Below are 22235 nucleotides of genomic sequence, written 5' to 3' on the forward strand. Positions count from 1 at the left end.
GATGTCCTCCCATTCTTCCAGCATCTCACAAAACCTCTGCGACGGATTGCAGCGCCGTTACCACGCCGTTCTGTCGCACGCGGCGGATAAACGCTACCATCTGCGCGTGTAATCCGTCTAATTGCGTCAAATCTTGGCCCCATAGTTGGGGATGGCGAAGTAGTGCCGCAACGGTTTCCTCCAGGCCGACTGTTGATTCCTTGGCCCAAATGTCTTCGAGGGTCGAGACCCATGCGCTATCGTCCTGAATCGGCCAGCGCTTCAGCGGGTTATCCGCGTTCCGATAGAACAGCAGTTGTCCAGCGAGCGCTGCTGACAAACAGCGTGGCGCCCGACCGTAGCGCGCGTAGTAATCGTTTAGCGTAGGTAACAGGCGCACGCGGATTTTCGATAAACCATTGAGCGTCAGTGACGTCAATTCGTGGTGAATATATGGATTGGCGAATCGCTCCATGACAGCATTCGCAAATTCCTCCAACTGGTTCTCGCTGTCTACGTGGTCGGCTAAAGTGGGTACAACTTCCCCGAAAAGTAGGCCGTGTATAAATGGGCCGAACACGGGGTGGATGACGACCTCTCGTACGCTAGACAGCCCAGCCAAGCGTCCTAGCGCCGCCATGGCGGTGTGTGCGCCGTTTAGAATTCGGACCTTTTGTACGCGATAGGGTGTCACGTCGGCTACATACCGAACGTTGAGACCTATCTTCTCAAATGGCCAAGCCTGCCGAAGCCTATCATCCGCCTCAATGGCCCACAGATGATACGGTTCGCCGACGGTGACTAGTTCATCACGATAACCCAGGCTGTCCAGTAGCTCTTGACCGCTGGTGCCCTTCGGAAAACCCGTGACGATTCTATCGACTAGTGTATTGCAAAAGTGGTTGTGCTGGCGGATCCAATCTTGGAACGTGGTGGGAAGTCCCCAGTCGGCTGCATGGCGCAAGACAATTTTCCGAAGTTTCTCACCGTTGTCCTCGATTAACTCACAGGGCACAATGGTCATTCCCGCCGCTGCAGCGCCCTGGAAGAATGTGTAGCGGTGGTGTAAATAGGCCGTCAATTTTCCCGGAAATGACATCAGCGGCTGGCCCATCTGGTAGTCTTCCTGGACGTATTGGATGCCGGATTCGGTGGTGTTGGACACCAGGATGTCGATAGTCGGATTCTCCGCACAGCGCAAGAATTCGCTCCAATCCTGGTGGGGGTCAATGCCGCGACGGATGGAAGACACGATTTCCCGGTCGTCGATGTTGACACCCTGGTGGATACCGCGCAGGCAAACGGTAAACAGGCCATCCTGGGCATTCAGGCGTGCAATATTCTGTGCGCCGCTCGGTCGCGGTGCGACGACGACGACACTGCCTTCATATAACCCTTGTTTATTCAATTGGTGAATCATCCAGTCCACAAAGCCGCGCAGGAAATTTCCCTCGCCAATTTGAATGATTCGCTCTGGAAATGTAACGCTTCGGTGTGACGCGTCGAGTTGTACAGAGAATTGCATAGCGGGTCCCCCATTTGCGGATTGGCGAAGAACTTGTGCGCCGGGCGCCAAGGGATGCGACGTGCAAGTTACCGTGCGCTGTGGTCCCATCGTGATCACAATGTGACGCCATCCTTAAAGATGGCAATTTCACGGAACCCATTTCGCTCATTTCGGGTTTCTTCGATTCCCGAGGCAATGTCCACGACGCGCCGATACAACTCGGCAGCTAAAGTGTCCATGTCGTCGCCTGTAAGAAGGGTACCGGCGTTAAAATCTATCCAATTTTTCTTTCGCTCGTAGAGCGGCGTGTTGGTAGAGATTTTCACGGTCGGAACTGCCGCGCCCATCGGCGTTCCGCGTCCAGTTGTAAACAGCACGATATGAGCGCCAGCCGCGACTAATGCGGTGACCGAAACCATATCGTTTCCTGGCGCTTGCACGAGATTGAGTCCAGGTGTCGTCGCCCGTGTTCCATATGGTAGGACATCGACCACGCTTGCCGTACCGCCTTTCTGCGTACAGCCGAGCGATTTTTCCTCCAGTGTCGTGATGCCACCGTCTTTGTTGCCCGGTGACGGGTTTTCGTAAATGACCTGGCCGTGCCGGGTATAGTAGTCTTTAAAGTCGTTGATGAGGGAGACGACATGCTGAAAGACCGTGTCGTTTATCGCGCGGTTCATCAGGATGGTTTCTGCGCCGAACATCTCCGGCACTTCGGTCAGGAGCGTGGTGCCCCCATTTGCGACGAGGATGTCGGAGACGCGGCCGACCAGAGGATTCGCTGTGATGCCGGAGAATCCGTCCGATCCGCCACATTTCAACCCAACTTTCAACCGCGCGACCGGCACGCGCTGACGTTGGAAGGTGCGGGCGTAGTCTGCTAGTTCTCGAAGCAGTCGCATGCCTTCTTCGAATTCGTCGTCGACGTCCTGGAGCGCCAAGAATCTGAGTTTTTCTTCGGGGACATCTTGAAGGAAGGGGCGAAATGACGAAATGCGGTTGTTCTCGCACCCAAGCCCTAGAATGAGGACACCTGCTGCGTTGGGGTGGCGCGCGAGTCCAGCCAGGGCTTTTTGCGTGTACGTTAAATCGTCGCCTAGATGGGAACAGCCGTACGGGTGGGCAAAGTGGTAGACACCGTCAATGCCATCGCCCCGAAGTTCGGAATCTGCCATCCGTGCCAACGCTTCTGCAGCTTTGTTGACGCAACCGACCGTGTTTAGAATCCAAATTTCATTTCGAATGCCGACCTCGCCGTTTGGACGGACGTACCCTTCAAACGAGGTAGGCAAATCAGATTTCTGTGGCGTCGCCATCGGTTTGACTGGATGGTACGCGTAGTCCGTCTTTCCGCTCAGATTGGTCTGGACGTTATGGGTGTGAACCCATTCGCCCTTGGCGATGTATTGGGTCGCGTGGCCAATTGGGTACCCGTATTTGACGATGTTCGTCCCTTCTGGGATGTCCACCAACGCAATTTTGTGCCCGCGCAAAATATCTTCGGTCGCTTGTAAGATCTCATCGGAAAGCGCCACGACGTCGCCTTTTGAAATAGATTCTGTGACGACGCCAACGTTATCGTGGTCGTGTATCCGCAGTATCTTTGCTGCACACATCGTCGATTCCTCGTTTCTCTGGACGTCTCGATTCGCCACTAAACGTGATGACAGCCATGATCCACGCCGCGTCATGGGGTGAGGATAGACGCGGTGCCTAATGCACCGCCTAATGTGAAATATAACATAAAATGAAACAGCGCTTGTTGAAAGTCTACGCGGCGAAACGGATGCAATTTTCTTTTGAATCTAAGCTTAGGTAGCATTCAATACATAAAATGTATTCGCTTTCGCACGGCGGTGTCAATATGTTATAAATAACATTAAAACTGATAGGAATGTCATGTTCGTTGGTGAACGGTATAGCAGCCACGTGAAATTTTATGCGTTGTACCGTCTCTGTTGTACACGACTTCTCGGGACTGCGTGTTAAAATCAAACTGCTTGTTATGCTTGAACAATGAACACAGGGTGGTGACTCCATGGCAACAATGGCTGATGTGGCGAGGCGAGCGGGGGTTTCAGTGATGACGGTATCCCGCATTATCAGTGGGAATGGAGCCGTCAAGGAATCCACCCGCAAGAAGGTCCTGCGGGCCATGGAAGAAGTTAATTACGTCCCGAAGGGGTACACCAAACAAGTTATCCAGCACGAAATTAGTACATTGGTATTGATTATTCCGGATATCACGAATCCATTTTTTACGTTTATCGCGCGGGGTATGGAAGATGTCGCGAAAAAACAAGGTTACCGGGTGTTTTTGGCCAATACGGATGAAAATCTGAATAAGGAACAGCAGTATATTCAGATGTGCATTGAATTTCACGCCGACGGCGTCCTCATCGCGCCTGTTGGCGACGAGTCGCGGGCGAATTTGGCGTTATTGGACAAGGAAGGCATTCCGTACGTCTTGATTGACAGGGAAGTGGAAGGCGTCCAAGTGGACGTGGTGAAAAGCGATATTGTCGGCACCTCAAAGGCTTTGGTCGAGCACCTAATTGAACTGGGGCACCGCCGAATTGGCGTCGTCACTGGCGCACCGAACAACCGGACGAGCCGGGAGCGCGTGGAAGGTTACTTTCAGGCTTTGGCGGCGCACGGAGTGGCGAGATCGGATGAGTTGGTGAAGTACTCCGTCATGACACGGGATATTGAACCCACGTTCATTGACGAGTTATTGCAGTTGGCGGAACCGCCGACGGCGCTCTTTGTAGCCAATATGTTTCAGTACGCGCATTCGGTCAACCGGCTCAAGGAATTCGGCCTTTGCGTGCCGGATGATATGAGTATTGTGGGCTTTGGGAATTCTGACTACCTGGCGGCAATCGACTCGTCGTTTACATCGGCGATTCAGCCTACCTACAGCTTCGGTTCGCTTGGTACGCAAATGTTGCTAGAAAGAATCGAAGGGCTGCGCGAGATGCCGAGGCGGATTGTGTTGGAAGGGGATATTGTCATCCGGAGATCGACCGCACCACCTCGAAACTGACCTCTTACTGTTAAAAATAACATTGACATATGATTTATCACAACATAATATTCTGTTAATGAATCAATGAAATCGCTTTACAATGTGATAAGTGGAAGGGAGGCGTGTTGCGTCACTGCACATATCCGGGGCGAGCTGCGTAGACATTGGCGGATGTTCGTGGTCTCCTGCTGGATGATTTTATCTAATAGTGAAATGAAAGCGTTTTAATTGATTTGGTGTACATGGTGTAGCACCGTTTCCTCGTACTCGATGTGAATGTGAAGTGTGGAATTATCCTCGTCGAGAAGGTGACTAGAGTGGGCAATGCAAATACGACATTGCAGGAGCAGGCGGATGCGGCCAAATCTGGTGTCGGGTTCGTCACCGTTGTGGTCATTATTGCGTCACTGGGTGGTCTGTTATTTGGCTATGACACGGGTGTCATCTCTGGCGCCAATGGCTTTTTGCAGTCGGAGTTTCACATGACCGCCGCCGTGACCGGACTTGTCTCGAGCAGTATTGACTTGGGTGCGATGCTTGGCGTGCTCATAGCAGGTTACTTGGGCGATACGCTGGGACGTAAGAAGACGCTCATGATAGCCGGCTTGACGTTCGTTCTGTGCAGCCTGTTGACGGCGTTTGCGAATAGTGTAGCGATGTTGGTCATTGGCCGGTTTTGCGGAGGTGTCGGGATCGGGCTTGCTTCGCTGTTGTCCCCGTTGTACATCGCGGAGATTGCGCCGCCAAAGATTCGTGGTCGGTTAGTCGGGTCAAATCAGTTGGCCATTGTGACAGGCATTTTTATTGTCTACTTTGTAAACGCAGCCATTGTCAGCACACACGCTACCGCTTGGAATCAAACCACGGGCTGGCGCTGGATGTTTGGGATGGGCGTCATCCCAGGTGTCATTTTCTTCTGCTTGCTTTTCTTTGTTCCCGAAAGCCCAAGGTACCTCGTCACACGTGAAAAGTACAACCAGGCGTTCGACATTTTGTACCGCGTCAATGGCCAGGAAAAAGCCACTGCGGAATTGGCCGAAATTCGAGGTTCCATCGCGGATGTCAAAGACTCATTTTTCAAAGAGTTGTTTAGCCCTGGGATTCGCAAGGCGCTACTGATTGGAGTCCTTTTGGCCATATTTCAGCAATTCACAGGGACAAACGCAGTTGGCTATTACGCGCCGATGATTTTCAAGGCAGCCGGTGCTGGAACCAATGCATCCTTTTACGACACCGTTTGGATTGGCGCTATCAAGGTGCTCTTTGTCATCGTTCTGATGCTGATTGTGGACAGGGCAGGGCGCAAACGCCTGTTGGTGTGGAATGGCTGGGCCATGGCCGTGTTTCTCGTGATATTGGGGATTGCGTTCAGCATGCCGCACATGCTTACTTGGTTCGTTTTATCCCTGGTATTCTTACACACCATCGCTTACGAGTTGTCATGGGGCGGCGGCGTCTGGATTGTGCTCTCGGAAATTTATCCGACGAAGATTCGCGGCAGGACGATGGCGATTGCCTCGTTTGCACTTTGGTTTGCGACGTACTTGGTCGCGCAATTTTTCCCGATTCTGTTACAAGCCATCGGTGGCACATGGACGTTTTGGGTGTTCGCCGCATTTTGTATCGTCATGGCGGTGTTTATGCACAAAGCGGTCCCTGAGACCAGTGGTAAGACCATGGAGCGAATTCAGGCAGATTGGATGGGTGGCGAGCATTCGACGACGCTCGACCGCTAAATGGTTACACAGGATGAATTGAACCGAAGCGGGGCTGGCAGATTATTGTGCGCTGCCGCTTGCCCCGCTGTTTCCTGATGCCGATCTCGACGTGTGCCCCGTGTTGCCCGACGAACTCCCGGTGCTCAATCCGCTGCTGCCCGCGCTCGTTCCACTGCCCGTGCTACCCGTGGAACTCGATGAAGGGCTGGTCGTCTGTCCACCCGTGCTCGCCCCATCGTCTGGCTTCCCAGTACTACTTGTGCCAGAGGTGCCCGTACTCGTTCCCCCACTGGGTGTCGTACTTGCCCCGCCGGAATCGACTTGTCCGCTGCTGTTATCTGTCCCCGTCGCGCCCGTTGATGTCTCATTGCTGCTGGTCCCGGTGCTTTCGGAGGGACTCGTTGCGCCAGTGGTCGCGCCGGATTCCGCTTGCGTACTGCTCGATACGCTGCTTCCTGTGCTAGCGGTACTTGCGCTAGAACTGGTAGTCGCGGATGAGGTGGACGAAGCCGTGGTCGACGTTACGGACGAGGAACTGCCACCGTAGTAAATCTCGTCAGAGGTAAGTGGTGGCTCTGTCGTTGGCACAATTTTTTGCGTCGGCGTCGTGGTATCGTTTGTCGCGATGGACGCCGCTTGTGCGGTCGAATTGGCCGTCGCTGTGGCATTGGCCGCTGTCGTGTTCGCGGTGGATCCCGCCGGCGCCGCTGCGGGATGTTCGGAGCAACCGACCAGGACGGCTATGCAACAGGTCGCGATGCCGAGAACTGTAACCGATTTCCGATTGCCTACCATAAGTAACCCCCTTTGCTTCGTAACGTAATCCGAGTCTACTTGCCACTCTATCCTACTCTATTTCCGTTACAAATTGGAGAGGCAGATTGTTGGTGGGAAACGAAAATCCACCCATCCGCCTGGCCGGGGTTTTGCCCGGTCAGGCGCCCTAAGATCAGTACATTCTCCGAACGGCAGTTAGGTGTTTGCCCCACTCGCTGTCGGGGCCGAGGGAGACGACGCCCACCTTGCCGAGTCCGCCGCCGCATTGAATCATCTCGTCGTTGCCGAGATAGATGCCAACGTGCTGTCCGTTGCCGAAGATGAGCAGGTCTCCTTTGCGCATGTCCCACTTCGGGACGGTGACTCCGACCGTGTCTTGCTGCACATTGGCGTTGCCACTCATTTGATAACCAAGGGCGTGGTGGTAGACATAGGCGACGAAGTTGCTGCTGTCAAAGCCGAGTTCGCCCCGGTCCTCATTGTGTCCCCAAACGAACGGGGTGCCTTCGAGGTCGGAGGCGACAGTCACGACCGCGTCCGCCTTGTCCTCTGGCGCGGCGTTGATGGCCGCTTTCGGTGTCAGTTTGTGGTCTATCGTGACGCCGGGCGGTGGCGCTTGGATGCGCTGGCCGAGGGAGAACGTCGCCGCGGAGGCATTGACAGACTCGGAGACCTCGCCCTTTGTCGAGACGCTTGTGTCCAGGACGACCGTTCCATCCTGGCGCAAAACGACGACGCGGCGCACCACATCCTCGGGGAATTGTGCGGTGATGTAGTTGAGAAGGCCGTCGGGGCTGGCGAGATCGATCACGCTTTCTCCAGTCGCCCCGGCCTGCGCGGGCTGAACGACCACCTTCACGGTCTGTTTATCGATCACGTCTGCACGCCGTACTTGGACGATGCCGAGTGGGTATGAAGCGGGAGCGGGCTGCCCGGTTGTCCCGGGAAGGCCCGCAAATGAAGCGGTGTCGTTGACGATGGGCAGGGCGCTGTTCGTCGTGTGCCCCGTTTGCCCGCAACCGGGCAAAAGCGCGATGGCGCCGGCGACGAGGGCGCTGATAGACAGTGTGCGCACGTGTGAATGCACGGAAAGGGCCTCCTTCGTCATGTTGATATGGACGTTGTCCGCTGCGAGTGGTAAACAGTTTGTTCAGTTCATCCAGCAAATGGGCATGTAGCCGTGAAATGAATTTACATAGGAGAAGCGTTTATCAAGTGGTCCGCACTTATGCATGAATATGGAAATTTCCTATCGAGACGCTCGTCTCTTTCCCGCTCATGAGTGCGTGGACGAGCGCATAGATATGGATTTAGTTGAGTAGAGGGGGAGCCACGGCGTGAATCATCTCCAGACCATGATTGAAATTCTCCTAATGTCGTTCGCCTTGGGTATGGATGCGCTCTCGCTGTCGATTGGCGTTGGGCTGAGTAATATCGACCGAAAGACGGCGCTGCAGCTGTGTTTCTCCATTGGTGTATTTCACGTCATTTTGACGTTTGCGGGCCTCGCGTTTGGCAATCTGGTCGGCTATTATCTCGGTCAATACGCCCACTGGTTCGGCGCGCTTCTATTGATGGGCTTAGGTGTCCACATGCTCTATACGAGTCTCTTTGGCAAGGAAGAGACGCCCAAGGCGATGGGGAATGCCGTGGCGATGGCGTTGTTCTCGGCAAGTGTCTCATTGGACGCGTTGTCTGTCGGATTCAGCCTTGGGCTTCGCAGTGCTACATATGGTGTGGTATCGGCGTTTTCGTTTGGGTTCGTGAGTATGCTGATGTGTGGTGTTGGCTTGTTCATCGGCAAGAAGTTCAGTCAATCTGTTGGGCGGTACGGGGAGATTCTCGGCGCCGTCGTGTTGATTGGCTGTGGGGTCAAGTTTTTGATGTAGGTAACCACTGAGGATATCCAATCGAATGGATGGTGCGTGGGGCGCATCGATTGCATGGATAAAAACCGCAGGGATATACTGAAGAGCAAGAGTGACAGAAAAGATTCGAGCCATGACCAGTCGTCTCGGCCTTGTGGCACGGCTCAGGAATATAGGTGAGACGATTCATGCAGATTCTGTTCGTTTGTACGGGAAATACATGCCGCAGTCCCATGGCTGCGGCTTTGGCGCGACACCATGCCGCAATCCATGGGCTGGACGCCACCATTGATTCAGCGGGGATTTACGCGGTGCCGGGACAACCGATGACGCCACTTGCGACAGATGCCTTGATCCGCCGTCACGTGGTGGTCCCGCAGCACAACTCGAAACCGGTGAGTCCGTCGCTCATCTCCGACGCCGATTTTATTTTTACAATGACGACCTCGCATAAAGCGGATTTGCTGCGCGAATTCCCGGGGGCTGCAGGGAAGACCTACACGCTTCGCGAGTTCGTTGAGGGTGGTGCGGCGGGGGATGTGCCGGATCCGTTTGGTGGACCAGCCGAAGTCTACGAGGCCTGCGCCGATGCACTCAATTCCGTCGTAGAACAATTAATTCGCAAGCTAGCAGAGGAACAGGGCCGTTGACATAGTGTAGCGGCGTTGGTGGTGGGTGGGATCGCTACCCACGGGATGGTGCACCGCTGCCGCATTTCGCCACGCGTTTCAATGGTCGCTAGCAATTCGTTTTGAGAATGTATGAATGTAATGTATGGATGAAAACGAAAGTGGGCGGTACGACATGGACAACACATGTGATGAACCGATTTCAACTGGGTCTGCCCCAATGAGCGCCGACCTTACCTCGGGCGCCGCTGGCGCGGTCGATGGTGCATCTGCAGTGGCGAACGGGGTGGGGACGTCGGTGGCCGATTTGCTCTCGGGCGTTTCGCACACACTTCGCGGTCTCCTGGACGACTTGCAGGCTGCTGCGAACCTTCGTCCGGGGCAGATGGTGGTCGTTGGCGCGTCGTCCAGTGAAGTCCAAGGTCAGCGCATTGGCACGGCGACATCGCTCGCAGTCGGGGAGGCCATCGTCGATACGGTGTTGGCCTGGGCAACTGAACTTGGTTTGACGGTCGCGTTTCAATGTTGCGAGCACCTGAACCGCGCCCTTGTCGTCTCACGTAGTACGGCTGTCGCGCGCAACTTGGAGGAGGTCTCCGCTGTCCCGGTGCCGGGTGCGGGAGGCGCCGTCGCGGCGACGGCGTATTTCCGCCTTGAGGACGCTTGTCTCGTTCGTGCGGTGCAAGCGGACGCGGGAATTGACATCGGCGACACGTTCATCGGCATGCACCTCAAACCTGTGGTGGTTCCAGTGCGTGGCCGCACGCGGGAACTTGGCGCCGCGCACGTCACAATGGCGCGCACACGGCCGCCGTTGATTGGCGGTGCTCGCGCGGTTTACGACGTGGAGACGGCGCGACAACGCCTGCAGGGCGTGTGACTCGTCATTCCCAGAAAACTTTTACAACTGGGGTTAGCCGCGGCAGGGAATTGTCAATTCATCGCGAATCCGTAGGGATGTGTTGACAGGGCGTTATCGCCGAGAAAAAGGAGAGGACACCGGAACATGAACTTATCCGATTTCGATCACGACGTAGCCATCGCGATGGAGCAAGAACTTCATCGACAACAAGATAAAATTGAACTGATTGCCTCGGAGAACTTTGTCAGCGAATCGGTTTTGGCCGCGCTGGGCTCCGTGCTGACCAACAAGTATGCCGAAGGGTATCCGGGACGCCGGTACTATGGCGGCTGTGAGTATGTGGACGTCGTCGAGAACATCGCGCGCGACCGCGTAAAAGCGCTGTTCGGCGCCGAACACGCCAACGTCCAACCGCACTCGGGCGCCCAGGCGAACATGGCGGTCTATTTCAGCGTCCTGAAACCTGGCGACAAGGTGTTGGGTATGAACTTGGCTCACGGTGGGCACCTCACGCACGGTAGTCCGGTGAACTTCTCGGGCCAACTGTACGAGTTTGTCTCCTATGGCGTCGACGCAGAGACGCACAGGATTGACTACGATGAAGTACACGCTGTCGCAAAAGAGCACCGACCGAAAATCATCGTCGCCGGCGCCAGCGCCTACCCGCGTTTCATCGACTTCGAACGCATGCGCGCCATCGCCGACGAAGTGGGCGCATACCTCATGGTCGACATGGCCCACATCGCCGGTCTCGTCGCCACGGGCCTGCATCCTTCTCCGATCCCGTACGCCGATTTCGTCACCTCGACGACGCACAAGACGTTGCGCGGTCCTCGCGGCGGTCTCATCCTCTGCAAGGCCGAATTTGCGAAGCAAATTGACAAGGCCATCTTCCCAGGCATCCAAGGCGGCCCGTTGATGCACGTCATCGCGGCCAAAGCTGTCGCGTTCGGCGAAGCCCTCAAGCCTGAGTTCAAGGATTACTCGCGCCAAATCGTGAACAACGCGCAGGCATTGGCGACGGCGCTCAGCGACAAGGGCTTTCAGCTCATCTCCGGTGGCACGGACAACCACCTGATTCTCATCGACGTCCGCAACTTCAACCTCACCGGCAAAGAGGCCGAGCACCGGCTCGACGAAGTCGGCGTCACCGTCAACAAAAACGCTATCCCGTTCGATCCCGCCAGCCCCATGGTCACCAGCGGCATCCGCATTGGCACGCCAGCCGTGACCACCCGCGGCATGGACGAAGAGGCGATGGCGGAGATAGCGGAAATTTTCCACCTCGTCCTCTCGAGCGACTTCTCAGACGCCGTCCGCCACGCCGCCAGCGCGAAAGTCCAGGCGCTCACCGCCCGCTTCCCGCTCTACGACGCACTGAGCTACATCGAATAAGCCAGCCGTGGCCCGGCTCGCCCCGCCAGCCTTCGCCATCCCGGATGGGGCGGTGAGGGCGGGCGGCTGGTGGCTGGTGGCTTTGCTGCGCGGTGCCGGGGCTGTGCCGCGGCCGCCGCCGCTGCCGCGAGCGGTCGGTCGAGCATCCGCCTTGGGGCGGCTTACGGTGGCCGGCGGCACGCGCATCCGCTGAACCTGCCCGGCCCCTGCTCAGCGGGAACCCGGCGGCACGCAGCTGCGTGTCTTAATAAGACAATGGCGGGCTTTGAGGCCGAGATAAGGCACGAAATCTGCTCTATTTGCGGATTTTTGGGGTTAAACCGGCGGCTCTTGAGGTTTTAAGACAAAATTCATGTCTTAAAGTCCGCCGGATAGAAAGAAATGCGGAAATAGGGCAGAATTTGTGCCTTATTCCGCTGTCCAGCCGCCCCCACACCCACACCTGCCACAATCCGTTCCTAAATTCTGCGCGAACTTGAATCGCAGGATCGGTCGATTTGCTATAATAACGGTAAATGACCACAAAAGGAGCGTCGCCTCTTGGGACAAGTCCATGTGCTGGACCATCCATTGATTCAACACAAGCTCACATATATTCGAAACAAGGACACGGGCACCAAAGAATTTCGCGCATTGGTGCAGGAAGTGTCGATGCTGATGGCGTACGAAATCACCCGCAATCTGCCGCTCGCTGAGACGGACGTCGAAACGCCGGTCGCCACGGCGCGCACGAAGGTGATTGCCGGGAAGACGCTGGCACTCGTGCCAGTGCTGCGCGCAGGACTCGGGATGCTCGATGGCATTCTCAACCTGATTCCGAATGCGAAAGTCGGGCATGTTGGGTTGTATCGTGATCCAGAGACGCTAAAGCCAGTCGAGTACTACTGCAAGTTGCCGCCAAATGTCGAGGAGCGGGATGTTATCGTGGTCGATCCGATGTTGGCCACGGGCGGATCAGCCTCGGCCGCCCTCACCGCCGTCAAAGCGCGAGGCGCAAAGCAGCCGAAGTTGATGTGTCTGGTCGCGGTGCCGGAGGGCATTCGTACCGTTCAGGCTGATCACGAGGACGTCGACATTTACACGGCGGCGATTGACGAGTACCTGAACGATCACGGCTATATCGTCCCTGGCCTCGGTGACGCAGGGGACAGGCTGTTTGGCACGAAGTAATCGCCGGCGCCGGATGGCCCAGCGCCGGGTGGCGCTCATCGGTCGGCTGAATCGACTGAATCGGCCGCTCGGGCTTCGCAGCGCGCCAACGCGCCAACGCCCGGTGGCGCCTGCCTGCACCGCGACGCGGCCATAGCCGCATTCGCCACTCGGCAGTAGCCCGGCCGGCCATTCGGCAGCAGCCCGGCCACTCGGCTGTCGGCGTCACCGCCGGCGACAAGCCGACCTCGCGCCTGGCCACACCAGGCCACCAGTTAAGTTGTCAGTTTGAGGAGGAGCCACTTTGAGTTCAACGCCTTTGCGCGTGATGACTGTGTTTGGAACGAGACCGGAAGCGGTGAAGATGGCGCCGCTGGTGCGCGCGCTCGACGCGCATCCGGAGATTGAATCCATTGTCTGTGTGACTGCACAGCACCGGGAGATGCTAGATCAGGTGCTCGAGGTGTTTGGCGTTCAGCCGGACGTCGATTTGGACATCATGGAGCCACACCAGAGCTTGGCGAAAATCACGACCAAGGCATTAACCGGTTTGGATTCGGCATTGGCAGAGCACAAGCCGGACGTGGTGCTGGTGCACGGCGATACGACGACGACCTTTGCGGCAGCGCTGGCGGCGTTTTATCAGCAAATTGCCATCGGCCACGTGGAGGCAGGGCTGCGGACGTACAACAAGTACTCGCCGTTCCCCGAGGAGATGAACCGCCAGTTGGCGGACGTCCTGTGCGATCTCTTCTTTGCCCCGACAGACCTGTCAGCTCAAAATTTGCTCAATGAAGGGCGGGCAAAGCAGGCCATTTTCGTGACGGGGAATACGGCGATTGACGCGATGCGCACGACCGTCAAAGAAACCTATCATCATCCGGTGCTCGATGCGTTTCCACAAGGAAGCCGGATGATTTATATGACGTCGCACCGCCGCGAGAACTGGGGGGAGAAACTGGCCCAGATCTGCCGCGCCGCGAGACAAATTGTCGAGGCGCACGAGGATGTAGAGCTCGTCTATCCCGTCCATCTCAACCCGACTGTACGCGATACCGTCTTCACCATTCTCGACGGGCATCCGCGCATTCATTTGCTCGATCCGCTCGGAATTGTGGACAACCACAATTTCATGGCGAGAGCGACCTTGATTCTCACTGACTCCGGCGGGATCCAGGAAGAGGCGCCGTCGCTGGGCGTACCGGTGCTCGTGCTGCGGGATACGACGGAGCGTCCGGAGGGGATTGAGGCGGGAACCTTGAAACTCGTCGGAACCGATGAAGCGACCATTGTGGCTGAGGCCAACCGGTTGTTGACCGACTCCGCTGCGTACGACGATATGGCTGGTCGCAAGAACCCTTATGGGGATGGGCGGGCGTCGGATCGGATTGTTCAGGCGATTCTTCACCACTTTGGCAGAGGGGAAGCCCCTGCGCCGTTTCGCTATCAAGAGAGTGATAGACTGTTTCGGGCATAGGTTGCCCACGGTGACTTGCCTGCGCAGAGCTCAACCAATTTGAAGCAGATTCGCGAACGTTTTATGAACAAGTGCTAAATGGAATCTAGAAACTTGGAATGTCAAGCCCGCATTCGTTGACATAGGAATTTACCCTAGTGTACTATAGGCGAGGGTTATGGCATTTCACCATTAAGAACAGGTGTTTCATACTACGAAACGAATGAGCTAGCGCAGGCGTTTCTGGAAATACTCGACATTCACGGATTACCTTTTATTGTAAATGGGTAGGATGTGAATGTGGTGGTGAATTTGCTTGGATAGCCAACACCGCGATGAATAACTCATTCATCTGATGCCCTCTCTTCATCCTGTACTAGGTGGTGTGCGCGTTCGAGAACGAACAGCGTCCTAAGTCGGAGAAATCCCGGTTAAGTAACCAAAATCCGTGGAAAACGTTTGCAGTTTACTCCGGTGCAACACTACAGCTGGCTGTTTGCATTGTGGTATTTACTCTGCTTGGAGTTCACTTTGCGCACCAGCTGCACCATGTCTGGCTGACGGTTGTTGGGGCCATTGTGGGTGTCGTCGTGGGTGGATCGGGACTCGCAGTCCTCGCCAAACAGATTCTAGGAGACAAACCATGAGTGTAGACCGATTGAACAAACGGCTTCGTACAATCACAATATCTTGGCTGGTGTTCATCGGCCTGACTGTACTCGGCTGGGTTATCCTAGCCGACTGGCGGGTAGCGTTGAACGGGCTGCTTCTTGGGGAAGTCGGCGGCTTTTATGTGGTGTTCAGCATGATCCGCCAGGGTCATCACAATCGCGACACGCAGGGGGCTGCGCTGTTTGCTTCAGGAATGGTGGGGATGTTTACACGTCTCATCCTCATTGCTGCGATTATGGTGATTTCCCTGAAATTCCGTGCTGTGTTTAATCCGTACACAGCACTCATCGGGTACCTACTTGGTTTCGTCTTCGTCTTTGTCGGACTGTACAGTTATGCCATGAACCCGAGTGACAATACCAAAGAGAAGTAGGTGAGATAGTGCCAGCATTCCCCACGTTATTTGCGGGGACCATTTGGCAGACCAATTTTACCGTGATTGCCACGATATTCTTCACTGGTCTGGTCATGTTCATCCTGTTGCGCATCGCTGTTGCGCGCATGGATATGCGACGTCCCCGCGGATTGCAAAACCTGATGGAATGGGCGGCTGAGTTCACGACCAACATGGCCCGTGAGACCATGCCGACGGAGCAATCGGTGAGGTTTGTCCTCCCACTTGCGTTTACCATGCTCTTGTTCTTGTTTATCGCCAACTGGTTGGGGCTCATTATGACGATTTCCGTCCACTTTGGTGTGCACGCACATGTGTGGGGTCTGAAGCCGTCCGACTTGGCTGGATCGAATGGTGACGTCGAACTCTTCGACTCGCCGACATCGAGCATGAGTATGGCGCTCGGTATCGCTGTGATGGTGTGGGTAATCAGCCACGCGCGCGGATTGCGCCATCCAAAGCAGTGGTTCAAGCACTTCTACTCGCCGTCGCCGCTCGCCGTCATCGAGGAAATTACCAACCCGTTGACGCACGGTATGCGACTTTACGGCAACATTTTTGCGGGTGAGGCCCTGTTGGGTATCATGCTGAAGGCGCCATTTGCGTTCCATTGGCTGCCGTGGCAGCTTCCGCTGATTGTCCTGTGGCTGTTGTACAGCGGCTTTGTGGCAACGATTCAGGCGTACGTCTTCTCGATTCTGATGTGCCTGTACATTGGCAACAAGTCGTTTGAAGGCCACGCAAATCACTAATCTCGAGTGAACGAGTGAACCATTGAGGAGGATTTCAACCTATGGCACAAATGGTACAAGCGATTTATGACGTTGCGGTTGCGCTGCTTTTGGGTCTTGCAGCCGTTGGTTCCGGTGTTGGTGACGGTTTGGTTATGAGCAAGTACGTCGAAGGCGTAGCTCGTCAACCAGAAGCTCGTGGTTCGATTTTTGCAAGTGCATTGCTTGGTGTCGCGCTTGTCGAGGCTTTCCCGGTTATCGCGCTGGCGTTCGGTATCATCATCCTGTTTACAGCCGGCAAACTTTAATTCGATTGCGTTGACCGAGTGCCGCGAGAGGCGGCACTACGCTATCGATTAGCGTCCGAACGCGATTCCATAGTAGAAGGGAGTGGCGCGAAATGGGGGGCGTCTTCCAGTTAGGGACGTTTATTTTCTCCATCATTAGTTTCTTGATTGTCTTCTTCATCATCCAACGCTTTGCGTTTAGACCGCTCGCCAATATGTTGGAGCAGCGTCGCAAACACGTTGAATCGCAGATTACAGATGCTGAGCAGAGCCGCGAGGAAGCTGCAAAGCTGTTGTCTGAACAGAAACGGTTACTCGATGAAGCGCGCAAAGAAGCTAAAAATATTCTCGATGCAGCCCGTGTCCGCGCTGACGAACAGGCTCGGGAGATCATTCAAAAAGCGGAAGAAGAAGTTTCACGGATCCTCGAAGAGAACCGCGCTGCCATCGCGCGTGAGCGCGACGAGGCCCTTGCGGCAGTGACACAACGCGTCGCAGAGTTGACAGTCGAACTGACTTCGAAACTGTTGCGTGACCACGTCACGGCTGAGGTGCACAACGAGATGGTAGCCGAGGCGGAAAAACGCCTGGGTGAGCTCGTATGTTAAGCGGGGCAGTAATTAATCGATACGCTCGCGGTTTGCTGGCATACGCCAAGGCGCACGATGTGACCGACGCGCTGGATGCGCAACTCGGTGAACTGGGGCGCGCGCTCGCGGCTTCGGCTGAACTCAAGGCGCTGTTGGCCAATCCGGTTCTTACGCAGGAAATGAAGCTTTCAACCATAGATAAACTGTTCGCAGGTGAGCTACGTTCAGACCTGCGCAACTTCATCGCCCTTTTGCTGGAACGGCAACGTGGTAGTTACGTGTCGGCCATCGCAGAACGGTATCACGAATTAGTCGACGAGTTGAAGGGTCGGCTTGAAGTAGAAATCGAGGCGGCACAGCCGCTCTCCGAGGCGCAAACAGAGGCGATTGTCGCACGGTTGTCGCAATCGTATGGCAAAGAGATTCACCCGGTCGTCCGCATCAACCCGGCACTCCTCGCGGGGTATCGGATTCAGGTCGGCAACCGCGTGCTCGACGCCACGACGCAAAATCAGCTTCGTCAGTTTCGGAGTCGGCTCGTCCTCGGTAACGCTCGCAAGGAGGGAACACGTTGAGTATTCGGCCGGATGAAATCAGTGCGCTGATCAAACAGCAAATTGAGCAGTTTGACGCGCAGATTCAAGTGAACGATACCGGTATTGTCCTGTCGGTCGGTGACGGTATCGCCCGTCTTCACGGTCTTGACAATGTCATGGCTGGTGAGTTGGTCGAGTTTGAGAACGGCGGCTACGGCATGACGCTGAACCTCGAAGAAGACAACGTTGGTGTCGTCGTCTTGGGTTCGGTGACGGGAATTCAGGAAGGCGAGCAGGTTCGTCGTACAGGGCGCTTGGTCCAGGTTCCTGTCGGCGACGCACTGTTGGGTCGCGTCGTCAACGCCCTCGGACAACCTCTTGACAACAACGGCCCGATTCAGACGGACACCTACCGTCCTGTTGAATCGCCAGCACCAGGTGTCATCGTTCGTAAGTCAGTCCACGAGCCACTTGAGACGGGGATTAAGGCTATCGATTCGATGGTGCCAATTGGTCGTGGGCAGCGCGAACTGATCATTGGTGACCGGCAAACCGGTAAGACGGCAATTGCGCTGGACACCATCATCAACCAAAAGGGCAAAGGCGTCATTTGTGTGTACGTCGCCATCGGCCAAAAGCAATCCACCATCGCACAGGTTGTGGAGACGCTGCGCCGCCACGGTGCCCTCGAATATACCATCGTCGTTGCGGCGAGCGCTTCTGAAGCAGCACCGCTTCTGTACCTGGCTCCGTACGCAGGTTGCGCGATGGCAGAGCATTACCTCTACAACGGCGGGCACGCCCTCGTCGTGTATGACGATTTGACCAAGCACGCTGCAGCATACCGCGAAATGTCCTTGCTGCTGCGCCGTCCGCCAGGCCGCGAGGCATATCCTGGTGACGTCTTCTATCTGCACTCTCGCCTGCTCGAACGCGCGGCGAAGTTGAACGACGAAAATGGCGCAGGCTCCTTGACGGCATTGCCGTTCATCGAGACGCAAGCGGGTGACATCTCGGCGTACATTCCGACGAACGTCATCTCCATCACGGACGGTCAGGTCTTCTTGGAATCCGATTTGTTCTTCGCGGGTGTCCGTCCGGCTGTCAACGTCGGTAGCTCCGTTTCTCGTGTCGGTAGCTCGGCGCAGACGAAGGCGATGAAGAAGGTCGCTGGTACGTTGAAACTCGACTTGGCGCAGTATCGCGAACTTCAAGCGTTCACGCAGTTCGGTAGCGATCTCGACAAGGCCACACAAGACACCCTCAAGCGCGGCGCGCGCATGACGGAACTTCTGAAGCAGCCGCAGTATCAGCCGCTGACGTTCGACCGTCAGGTTGCATCGCTGTGGACGGGTATCAACGGCTACTTGGACGATGTTCCGCTTGAGGCAGTACTCAAGTTCGAGCGCGAGTGGTTGGCGTTCATCGACCGCGAGTATCCGCAAATCTTCCAGCAGATGCAAGAACGCACGACGCTCGAAGATGACACGGTTGCACTTCTCAAGGAAGCAGTCGCGAAGTTTAAGGCGACGTTTGTGGCGTAAACCGCCCACAGTGTTGGTTCTTGATTGCGCGGCCAAATCCTGAGAGACGATGGGTGGTGAAAGGCATTGCCGCAAAATACGCGTGAAATTAAACGCCGCATTCGCAGCGTTCAGAATACATCTCAAATCACGAAGGCCATGGAGATGGTCGCGGCTGCGAAATTGCGTCGCGTTCAGGACGCAGTTCAGCAGTCCAAACCTTACTTGGCTAAGTTACAAGACATGTTGGCGAACGTTTCTGCATCGGCCCGCCACGTGAAGCACCCTCTGTTGGCGTCGCGTCCGGTCAAACGGACGGGCTACTTGGTCATCACGGCCGACAGGGGACTTGCTGGCCCGTACAACGCGCAAGTAGTCCGCGCCGCGATGCAGGAGTTCGGTAAAAAAGACAAGTCGGCGTTCACGATTTTCGCCGTCGGCAAGCGGGGAAGAGATTTCTTCAAACATCGTGACTACCCTATCGGTGCGGAAGTCATCGATTTGGACGACTCGCCGACCTATAGCTCCATCCGCAATCTCGCGGAGGAGATGGTGCAGTCGTACGAGCGCGAAGAGTTCGATGAACTGTACTTCATTTACAACGAATTTATCAACGCGGTGTCGCAGCGGGCGGTCGTCAAGAAAGTGTTGCCGCTCGATAGTTTGACAGACGAGCAAACAGGCCCGCGTCATCAATACGAGTTCGAACCCGACGAGGACGCGGTCATGGCCGCACTTTTACCTCGTTACGCAGAAACGTTGGTCTACCAAGCGGTTCTCGACGCGAAAGCCTCCGAGCACGCCGCGCGGATGACTGCAATGGGTAATGCAACCGAAAATGCGAAGGACATCATCGCTGACTATACGCTTTCGCTCAACCGTGCTCGCCAAGCGGCGATTACGACGCAGATTGCGGAAATCGTCGGCGGAGCGAATGCCCTAAGCTAAACGAGAACAGGAGGGAACTACGTGAGCAAAGGATATGTCGTGCAGGTCACGGGTCCGGTGGTCGACGTCCGCTTCGAAGACGGTCAACTGCCGGCTATCAACAACGCCCTGCGCATTGACCACCAAGGTGAAATCGACATCCACTTGACGTTGGAAGTCGCGTTGCACCTTGGCGATAACGTGGTTCGCGCCGTCGCGATGTCGTCTACGGACGGCCTCGTGCGCGGCACCGAAGTAGTAGATACTGGCCATGCTATCAGCATGCCAGTTGGCCAAGGAACATTGGGACGCATCTTCAACGTATTGGGTGAAACGATTGACGAACAGGGCCCTGCGGACGCAAAGGAAAGCTGGCCGATTCACCGCGATGCTCCGAAGTTCAGTGAACTGACCACGAAGACGGAGATCTTCGAAACGGGTATCAAGGTCGTCGATTTGCTCGCTCCGTACATCAAGGGCGGTAAGGTCGGCCTGTTCGGCGGCGCCGGCGTCGGTAAAACCGTCTTGATTCAGGAATTGATTCACAACATCGCAAAGGAACACGGCGGTTATTCCGTCTTCGCGGGTGTCGGCGAACGTACCCGTGAGGGGAATGACTTGTACCACGAAATGAAGGACTCTGGCGTCCTCGACAAGACCAGCATGGTGTTCGGTCAGATGAACGAGCCGCCAGGTGCGCGTCTACGCGTCGCCCTCTCGGGTCTGACATTGGCGGAGTACTTCCGTGACGTCGAAGAACGCGACGTGCTGTTCTTCATCGACAACATCTTCCGTTTCACCCAGGCGGGTGCCGAAGTGTCCGCATTGCTCGGCCGTATGCCGTCCGCCGTCGGTTACCAACCGACGTTGGCGACAGAAATGGGCCAACTGCAAGAGCGTATCGCGTCGACCGTCAAAGGTTCCATCACGTCCATCCAGGCCGTTTACGTGCCTGCCGATGACTACACGGACCCAGCGCCGGCCAACACGTTTGCGCACTTGGACGCAACGACCAACCTGGATCGCCGGATTTCCGACATGGGCTTGTACCCCGCCGTCGATCCGCTCGCCTCGACCTCCCGCGCCCTCCAGCCGGACATTGTCGGCCAGGAGCACTACGATGTCGCTCGCGGCGTCCAGGCGGTATTGCAACGCTACCGCGAATTGCAGGACATCATCGCGATTCTCGGTATGGACGAGTTGACGGACGAAGATCGTCTGACAGTCGCTCGTGCGCGTAAGATTCAAAACTTCCTGTCGCAGCCGTTCTTCGTCGGTGAAGTGTTTACGGGTATCCCTGGCAAATACGTCACCGTACAGGACACGGTGCGCAGTTTCCGTGAAATCCTCGATGGCAAGCACGACGACATTCCGGAAACCTATTTCCGGTACTGTGGTCCGATTGAAGACGTTATTGAAAAGGCCAAGAAGGACGGCTACGCTTCGTGACGTCGAAGTGCCTGTCGCAGGAAGGTAGGTGAGCGGGTTGCTAACGGTACCTCTCGAAATCGTGACGCCTGAGCGCGTCATTCTCGAACAGGACGTTCGGATGGTGACGCTTCAGGGCGGATATGGCGAGCTCGGCATTTTGCCGAGGCACATGCCCCTGGCAACTTCCGTGAAACCTTGTTTGGTTCGCATTAAACTGGAAGATGGCCGCGAGGACGTCATTCCAGTCTCCGGCGGATTCGTCGAGATTCTGCCCGACAAGATCACCTTGTTGGCAGATACCGCCGAATTGCCGGAGGATATCGACGCCGACCGTGCACAATTGGCCAAGGAGCGCGCAGAGCGCCGCCTCAGCCAAAGTGCCGACGACGTCGATGTGAACCGCGCCAAGGATGCACTGTTGCGGTCAGAGCTTCGCCTCCAGGCAATTGAAGAGCATCAGAAGTTGAATGGCTTTCTCACAAGCGCCCAATAAGCGCAACAAAATCACAGATTACCCACGACACCCGGCGCCTTTCGCGTCGGGTGTTTGTGTTTGTGGAGCGCGCAGGGGCGCGGTTGAGGATGGGCGGCGTGATCGAGGAGGGCTGGGTCTGTCTCTTATACACATCTCCGAGCCCACGAGACACTGAGCGATGGCGGATTGCGGCTTGGGGGGGTAAAAAAAATTGGGGGGGGGGGGGGGGGGGGGGGGGGGGGGGGGGGGGGGGGGGGGGGGGGGGGGGGGGGGGGGGGGGGGGGGGGGGGGGGGGGGGGGG

The 22235-nt window shown here is 56.2% G+C and carries 20 protein-coding genes and 1 pseudogene; 17 read left to right on the forward strand and 4 right to left on the reverse strand.

The window, feature by feature from the left end:
• Window positions 1-25 precede the first annotated feature (25 nt).
• Both J3482_RS09785 and J3482_RS09790 read right to left on the reverse strand, forming a co-directional pair.
• Window positions 26-1504, reverse strand: a complete 1479-nt coding sequence (locus tag J3482_RS09785) for a tagaturonate reductase (protein WP_206922335.1) — start codon at window positions 1502-1504, stop codon at window positions 26-28.
• Window positions 1505-1599: 95 nt separating this feature from the next.
• On the reverse strand, window positions 1600-3102 hold the full coding sequence (locus J3482_RS09790) for a UxaA family hydrolase (RefSeq protein ID WP_206922336.1): 1503 nt from the start codon (window positions 3100-3102) through the stop codon (window positions 1600-1602).
• A 422-nt stretch (window positions 3103-3524) separates the two neighbouring features.
• On the opposite strand from J3482_RS09790, the gene J3482_RS09795 reads away from it, so the two are divergent.
• Window positions 3525-4532: a LacI family DNA-binding transcriptional regulator gene (locus tag J3482_RS09795; RefSeq protein ID WP_021296815.1), complete on the forward strand. Its 1008-nt coding sequence runs from the start codon at window positions 3525-3527 to the stop codon at window positions 4530-4532.
• Window positions 4533-4831: 299 nt separating this feature from the next.
• A complete protein-coding gene (locus tag J3482_RS09800; RefSeq protein WP_328702681.1) occupies window positions 4832-6250 on the forward strand; it encodes a sugar porter family MFS transporter in 1419 nt (472 codons plus the stop codon).
• Between the two features lie 42 nt (window positions 6251-6292).
• Here the strand turns inward: J3482_RS09800 and J3482_RS09805 are convergent, their stop codons facing one another.
• Both J3482_RS09805 and J3482_RS22130 read right to left on the reverse strand, forming a co-directional pair.
• Window positions 6293-7027 carry a hypothetical protein gene (locus J3482_RS09805; protein ID WP_021296817.1) on the reverse strand — a complete coding sequence of 245 codons (735 nt, stop codon included), beginning with the start codon at window positions 7025-7027 and terminating at the stop codon, window positions 6293-6295.
• Window positions 7028-7181: 154 nt separating this feature from the next.
• Window positions 7182-7454, reverse strand: a pseudogene (locus J3482_RS22130) (NlpC/P60 family protein); the annotation flags it as partial.
• An 892-nt stretch (window positions 7455-8346) separates the two neighbouring features.
• Between J3482_RS22130 and J3482_RS09815 the strand changes: the two are divergent.
• The 15 genes from J3482_RS09815 (at window position 8347) to atpC (ending at window position 21952) form a co-directional block, all read left to right on the forward strand.
• On the forward strand, window positions 8347-8898 hold the full coding sequence (locus J3482_RS09815) for a manganese efflux pump MntP (protein ID WP_021296819.1): 552 nt from the start codon (window positions 8347-8349) through the stop codon (window positions 8896-8898).
• Between the two features lie 167 nt (window positions 8899-9065).
• Window positions 9066-9527, forward strand: coding sequence for a low molecular weight protein arginine phosphatase (locus J3482_RS09820; RefSeq protein WP_021296820.1), 462 nt, complete (start codon window positions 9066-9068; stop codon window positions 9525-9527).
• A 277-nt stretch (window positions 9528-9804) separates the two neighbouring features.
• Window positions 9805-10386 (forward strand): TIGR01440 family protein, encoded by a 582-nt coding sequence (locus J3482_RS09825; RefSeq protein WP_031218760.1) that lies wholly within the window; start codon window positions 9805-9807, stop codon window positions 10384-10386.
• A gap of 126 nt (window positions 10387-10512) precedes the next feature.
• Window positions 10513-11763 carry a serine hydroxymethyltransferase gene (gene glyA / locus J3482_RS09830; protein WP_021296822.1) on the forward strand — a complete coding sequence of 417 codons (1251 nt, stop codon included), beginning with the start codon at window positions 10513-10515 and terminating at the stop codon, window positions 11761-11763.
• A 540-nt stretch (window positions 11764-12303) separates the two neighbouring features.
• Window positions 12304-12933, forward strand: coding sequence for a uracil phosphoribosyltransferase (gene upp / locus J3482_RS09835; RefSeq protein ID WP_021296824.1), 630 nt, complete (start codon window positions 12304-12306; stop codon window positions 12931-12933).
• Window positions 12934-13240: 307 nt separating this feature from the next.
• Entirely contained in the window at window positions 13241-14389 is a 1149-nt protein-coding gene (gene wecB / locus J3482_RS09840; protein WP_031218762.1) for a non-hydrolyzing UDP-N-acetylglucosamine 2-epimerase, read from the forward strand.
• A 622-nt stretch (window positions 14390-15011) separates the two neighbouring features.
• Window positions 15012-15413 carry an ATP synthase subunit I gene (locus tag J3482_RS09845; RefSeq protein ID WP_021296828.1) on the forward strand — a complete coding sequence of 134 codons (402 nt, stop codon included), beginning with the start codon at window positions 15012-15014 and terminating at the stop codon, window positions 15411-15413.
• Window positions 15414-15421: 8 nt separating this feature from the next.
• The gene (gene atpB, locus J3482_RS09850) at window positions 15422-16186 is read left to right on the forward strand and encodes a F0F1 ATP synthase subunit A (protein WP_021296829.1); all 765 of its coding nucleotides are present in this window, start codon (window positions 15422-15424) and stop codon (window positions 16184-16186) included.
• 50 nt (window positions 16187-16236) lie between these two features.
• Window positions 16237-16473: an ATP synthase F0 subunit C gene (gene atpE / locus J3482_RS09855; protein ID WP_031218766.1), complete on the forward strand. Its 237-nt coding sequence runs from the start codon at window positions 16237-16239 to the stop codon at window positions 16471-16473.
• A 92-nt stretch (window positions 16474-16565) separates the two neighbouring features.
• Window positions 16566-17060 (forward strand): F0F1 ATP synthase subunit B, encoded by a 495-nt coding sequence (gene atpF / locus J3482_RS09860; RefSeq protein WP_021296831.1) that lies wholly within the window; start codon window positions 16566-16568, stop codon window positions 17058-17060.
• On the forward strand, window positions 17054-17617 hold the full coding sequence (gene atpH / locus J3482_RS09865) for an ATP synthase F1 subunit delta (protein WP_021296832.1): 564 nt from the start codon (window positions 17054-17056) through the stop codon (window positions 17615-17617). Before atpF ends, atpH begins: the two co-directional genes overlap by 7 nt.
• Window positions 17614-19122 (forward strand): F0F1 ATP synthase subunit alpha, encoded by a 1509-nt coding sequence (atpA, locus tag J3482_RS09870; protein WP_021296833.1) that lies wholly within the window; start codon window positions 17614-17616, stop codon window positions 19120-19122. The genes atpH and atpA overlap by 4 nt, the downstream gene beginning before the upstream one ends.
• 66 nt (window positions 19123-19188) lie before the next feature.
• Window positions 19189-20049 (forward strand): ATP synthase F1 subunit gamma, encoded by an 861-nt coding sequence (gene atpG / locus J3482_RS09875; protein ID WP_021296834.1) that lies wholly within the window; start codon window positions 19189-19191, stop codon window positions 20047-20049.
• A gap of 21 nt (window positions 20050-20070) precedes the next feature.
• A complete protein-coding gene (gene atpD / locus J3482_RS09880) occupies window positions 20071-21477 on the forward strand; it encodes a F0F1 ATP synthase subunit beta (RefSeq protein WP_021296835.1) in 1407 nt (468 codons plus the stop codon).
• 37 nt (window positions 21478-21514) lie between these two features.
• Entirely contained in the window at window positions 21515-21952 is a 438-nt protein-coding gene (gene atpC / locus J3482_RS09885; RefSeq protein ID WP_031218768.1) for an ATP synthase F1 subunit epsilon, read from the forward strand.
• The last annotated feature ends 283 nt before the right edge of the window (window positions 21953-22235 follow it).

This window comes from Alicyclobacillus suci, assembly GCF_017329615.1.
Taxonomy (GTDB): Bacteria; Bacillota; Bacilli; order Alicyclobacillales; family Alicyclobacillaceae; genus Alicyclobacillus; species Alicyclobacillus suci.

Bases quoted from the DNA above. Each gene is read 5' to 3' on its own strand.
- J3482_RS09785 (WP_206922335.1), bottom strand. From the start codon at position 1,504: ATGCAATTCTCTGTACAACTCGACGCGTCACACCGAAGCGTTACATTT.
- J3482_RS09790 (WP_206922336.1), bottom strand. From the start codon at position 3,102: ATGTGTGCAGCAAAGATACTGCGGATACACGACCACGATAACGTTGGC.
- J3482_RS09795 (WP_021296815.1), top strand. From the start codon at position 3,525: ATGGCAACAATGGCTGATGTGGCGAGGCGAGCGGGGGTTTCAGTGATG.
- J3482_RS09805 (WP_021296817.1), bottom strand. From the start codon at position 7,027: ATGGTAGGCAATCGGAAATCGGTTACAGTTCTCGGCATCGCGACCTGT.
- J3482_RS09820 (WP_021296820.1), top strand. From the start codon at position 9,066: ATGCAGATTCTGTTCGTTTGTACGGGAAATACATGCCGCAGTCCCATG.
- glyA (WP_021296822.1), top strand. From the start codon at position 10,513: ATGAACTTATCCGATTTCGATCACGACGTAGCCATCGCGATGGAGCAA.
- wecB (WP_031218762.1), top strand. From the start codon at position 13,241: ATGACTGTGTTTGGAACGAGACCGGAAGCGGTGAAGATGGCGCCGCTG.
- J3482_RS09845 (WP_021296828.1), top strand. From the start codon at position 15,012: ATGAGTGTAGACCGATTGAACAAACGGCTTCGTACAATCACAATATCT.
- atpE (WP_031218766.1), top strand. From the start codon at position 16,237: ATGGTACAAGCGATTTATGACGTTGCGGTTGCGCTGCTTTTGGGTCTT.
- atpF (WP_021296831.1), top strand. From the start codon at position 16,566: ATGGGGGGCGTCTTCCAGTTAGGGACGTTTATTTTCTCCATCATTAGT.
- atpH (WP_021296832.1), top strand. From the start codon at position 17,054: ATGTTAAGCGGGGCAGTAATTAATCGATACGCTCGCGGTTTGCTGGCA.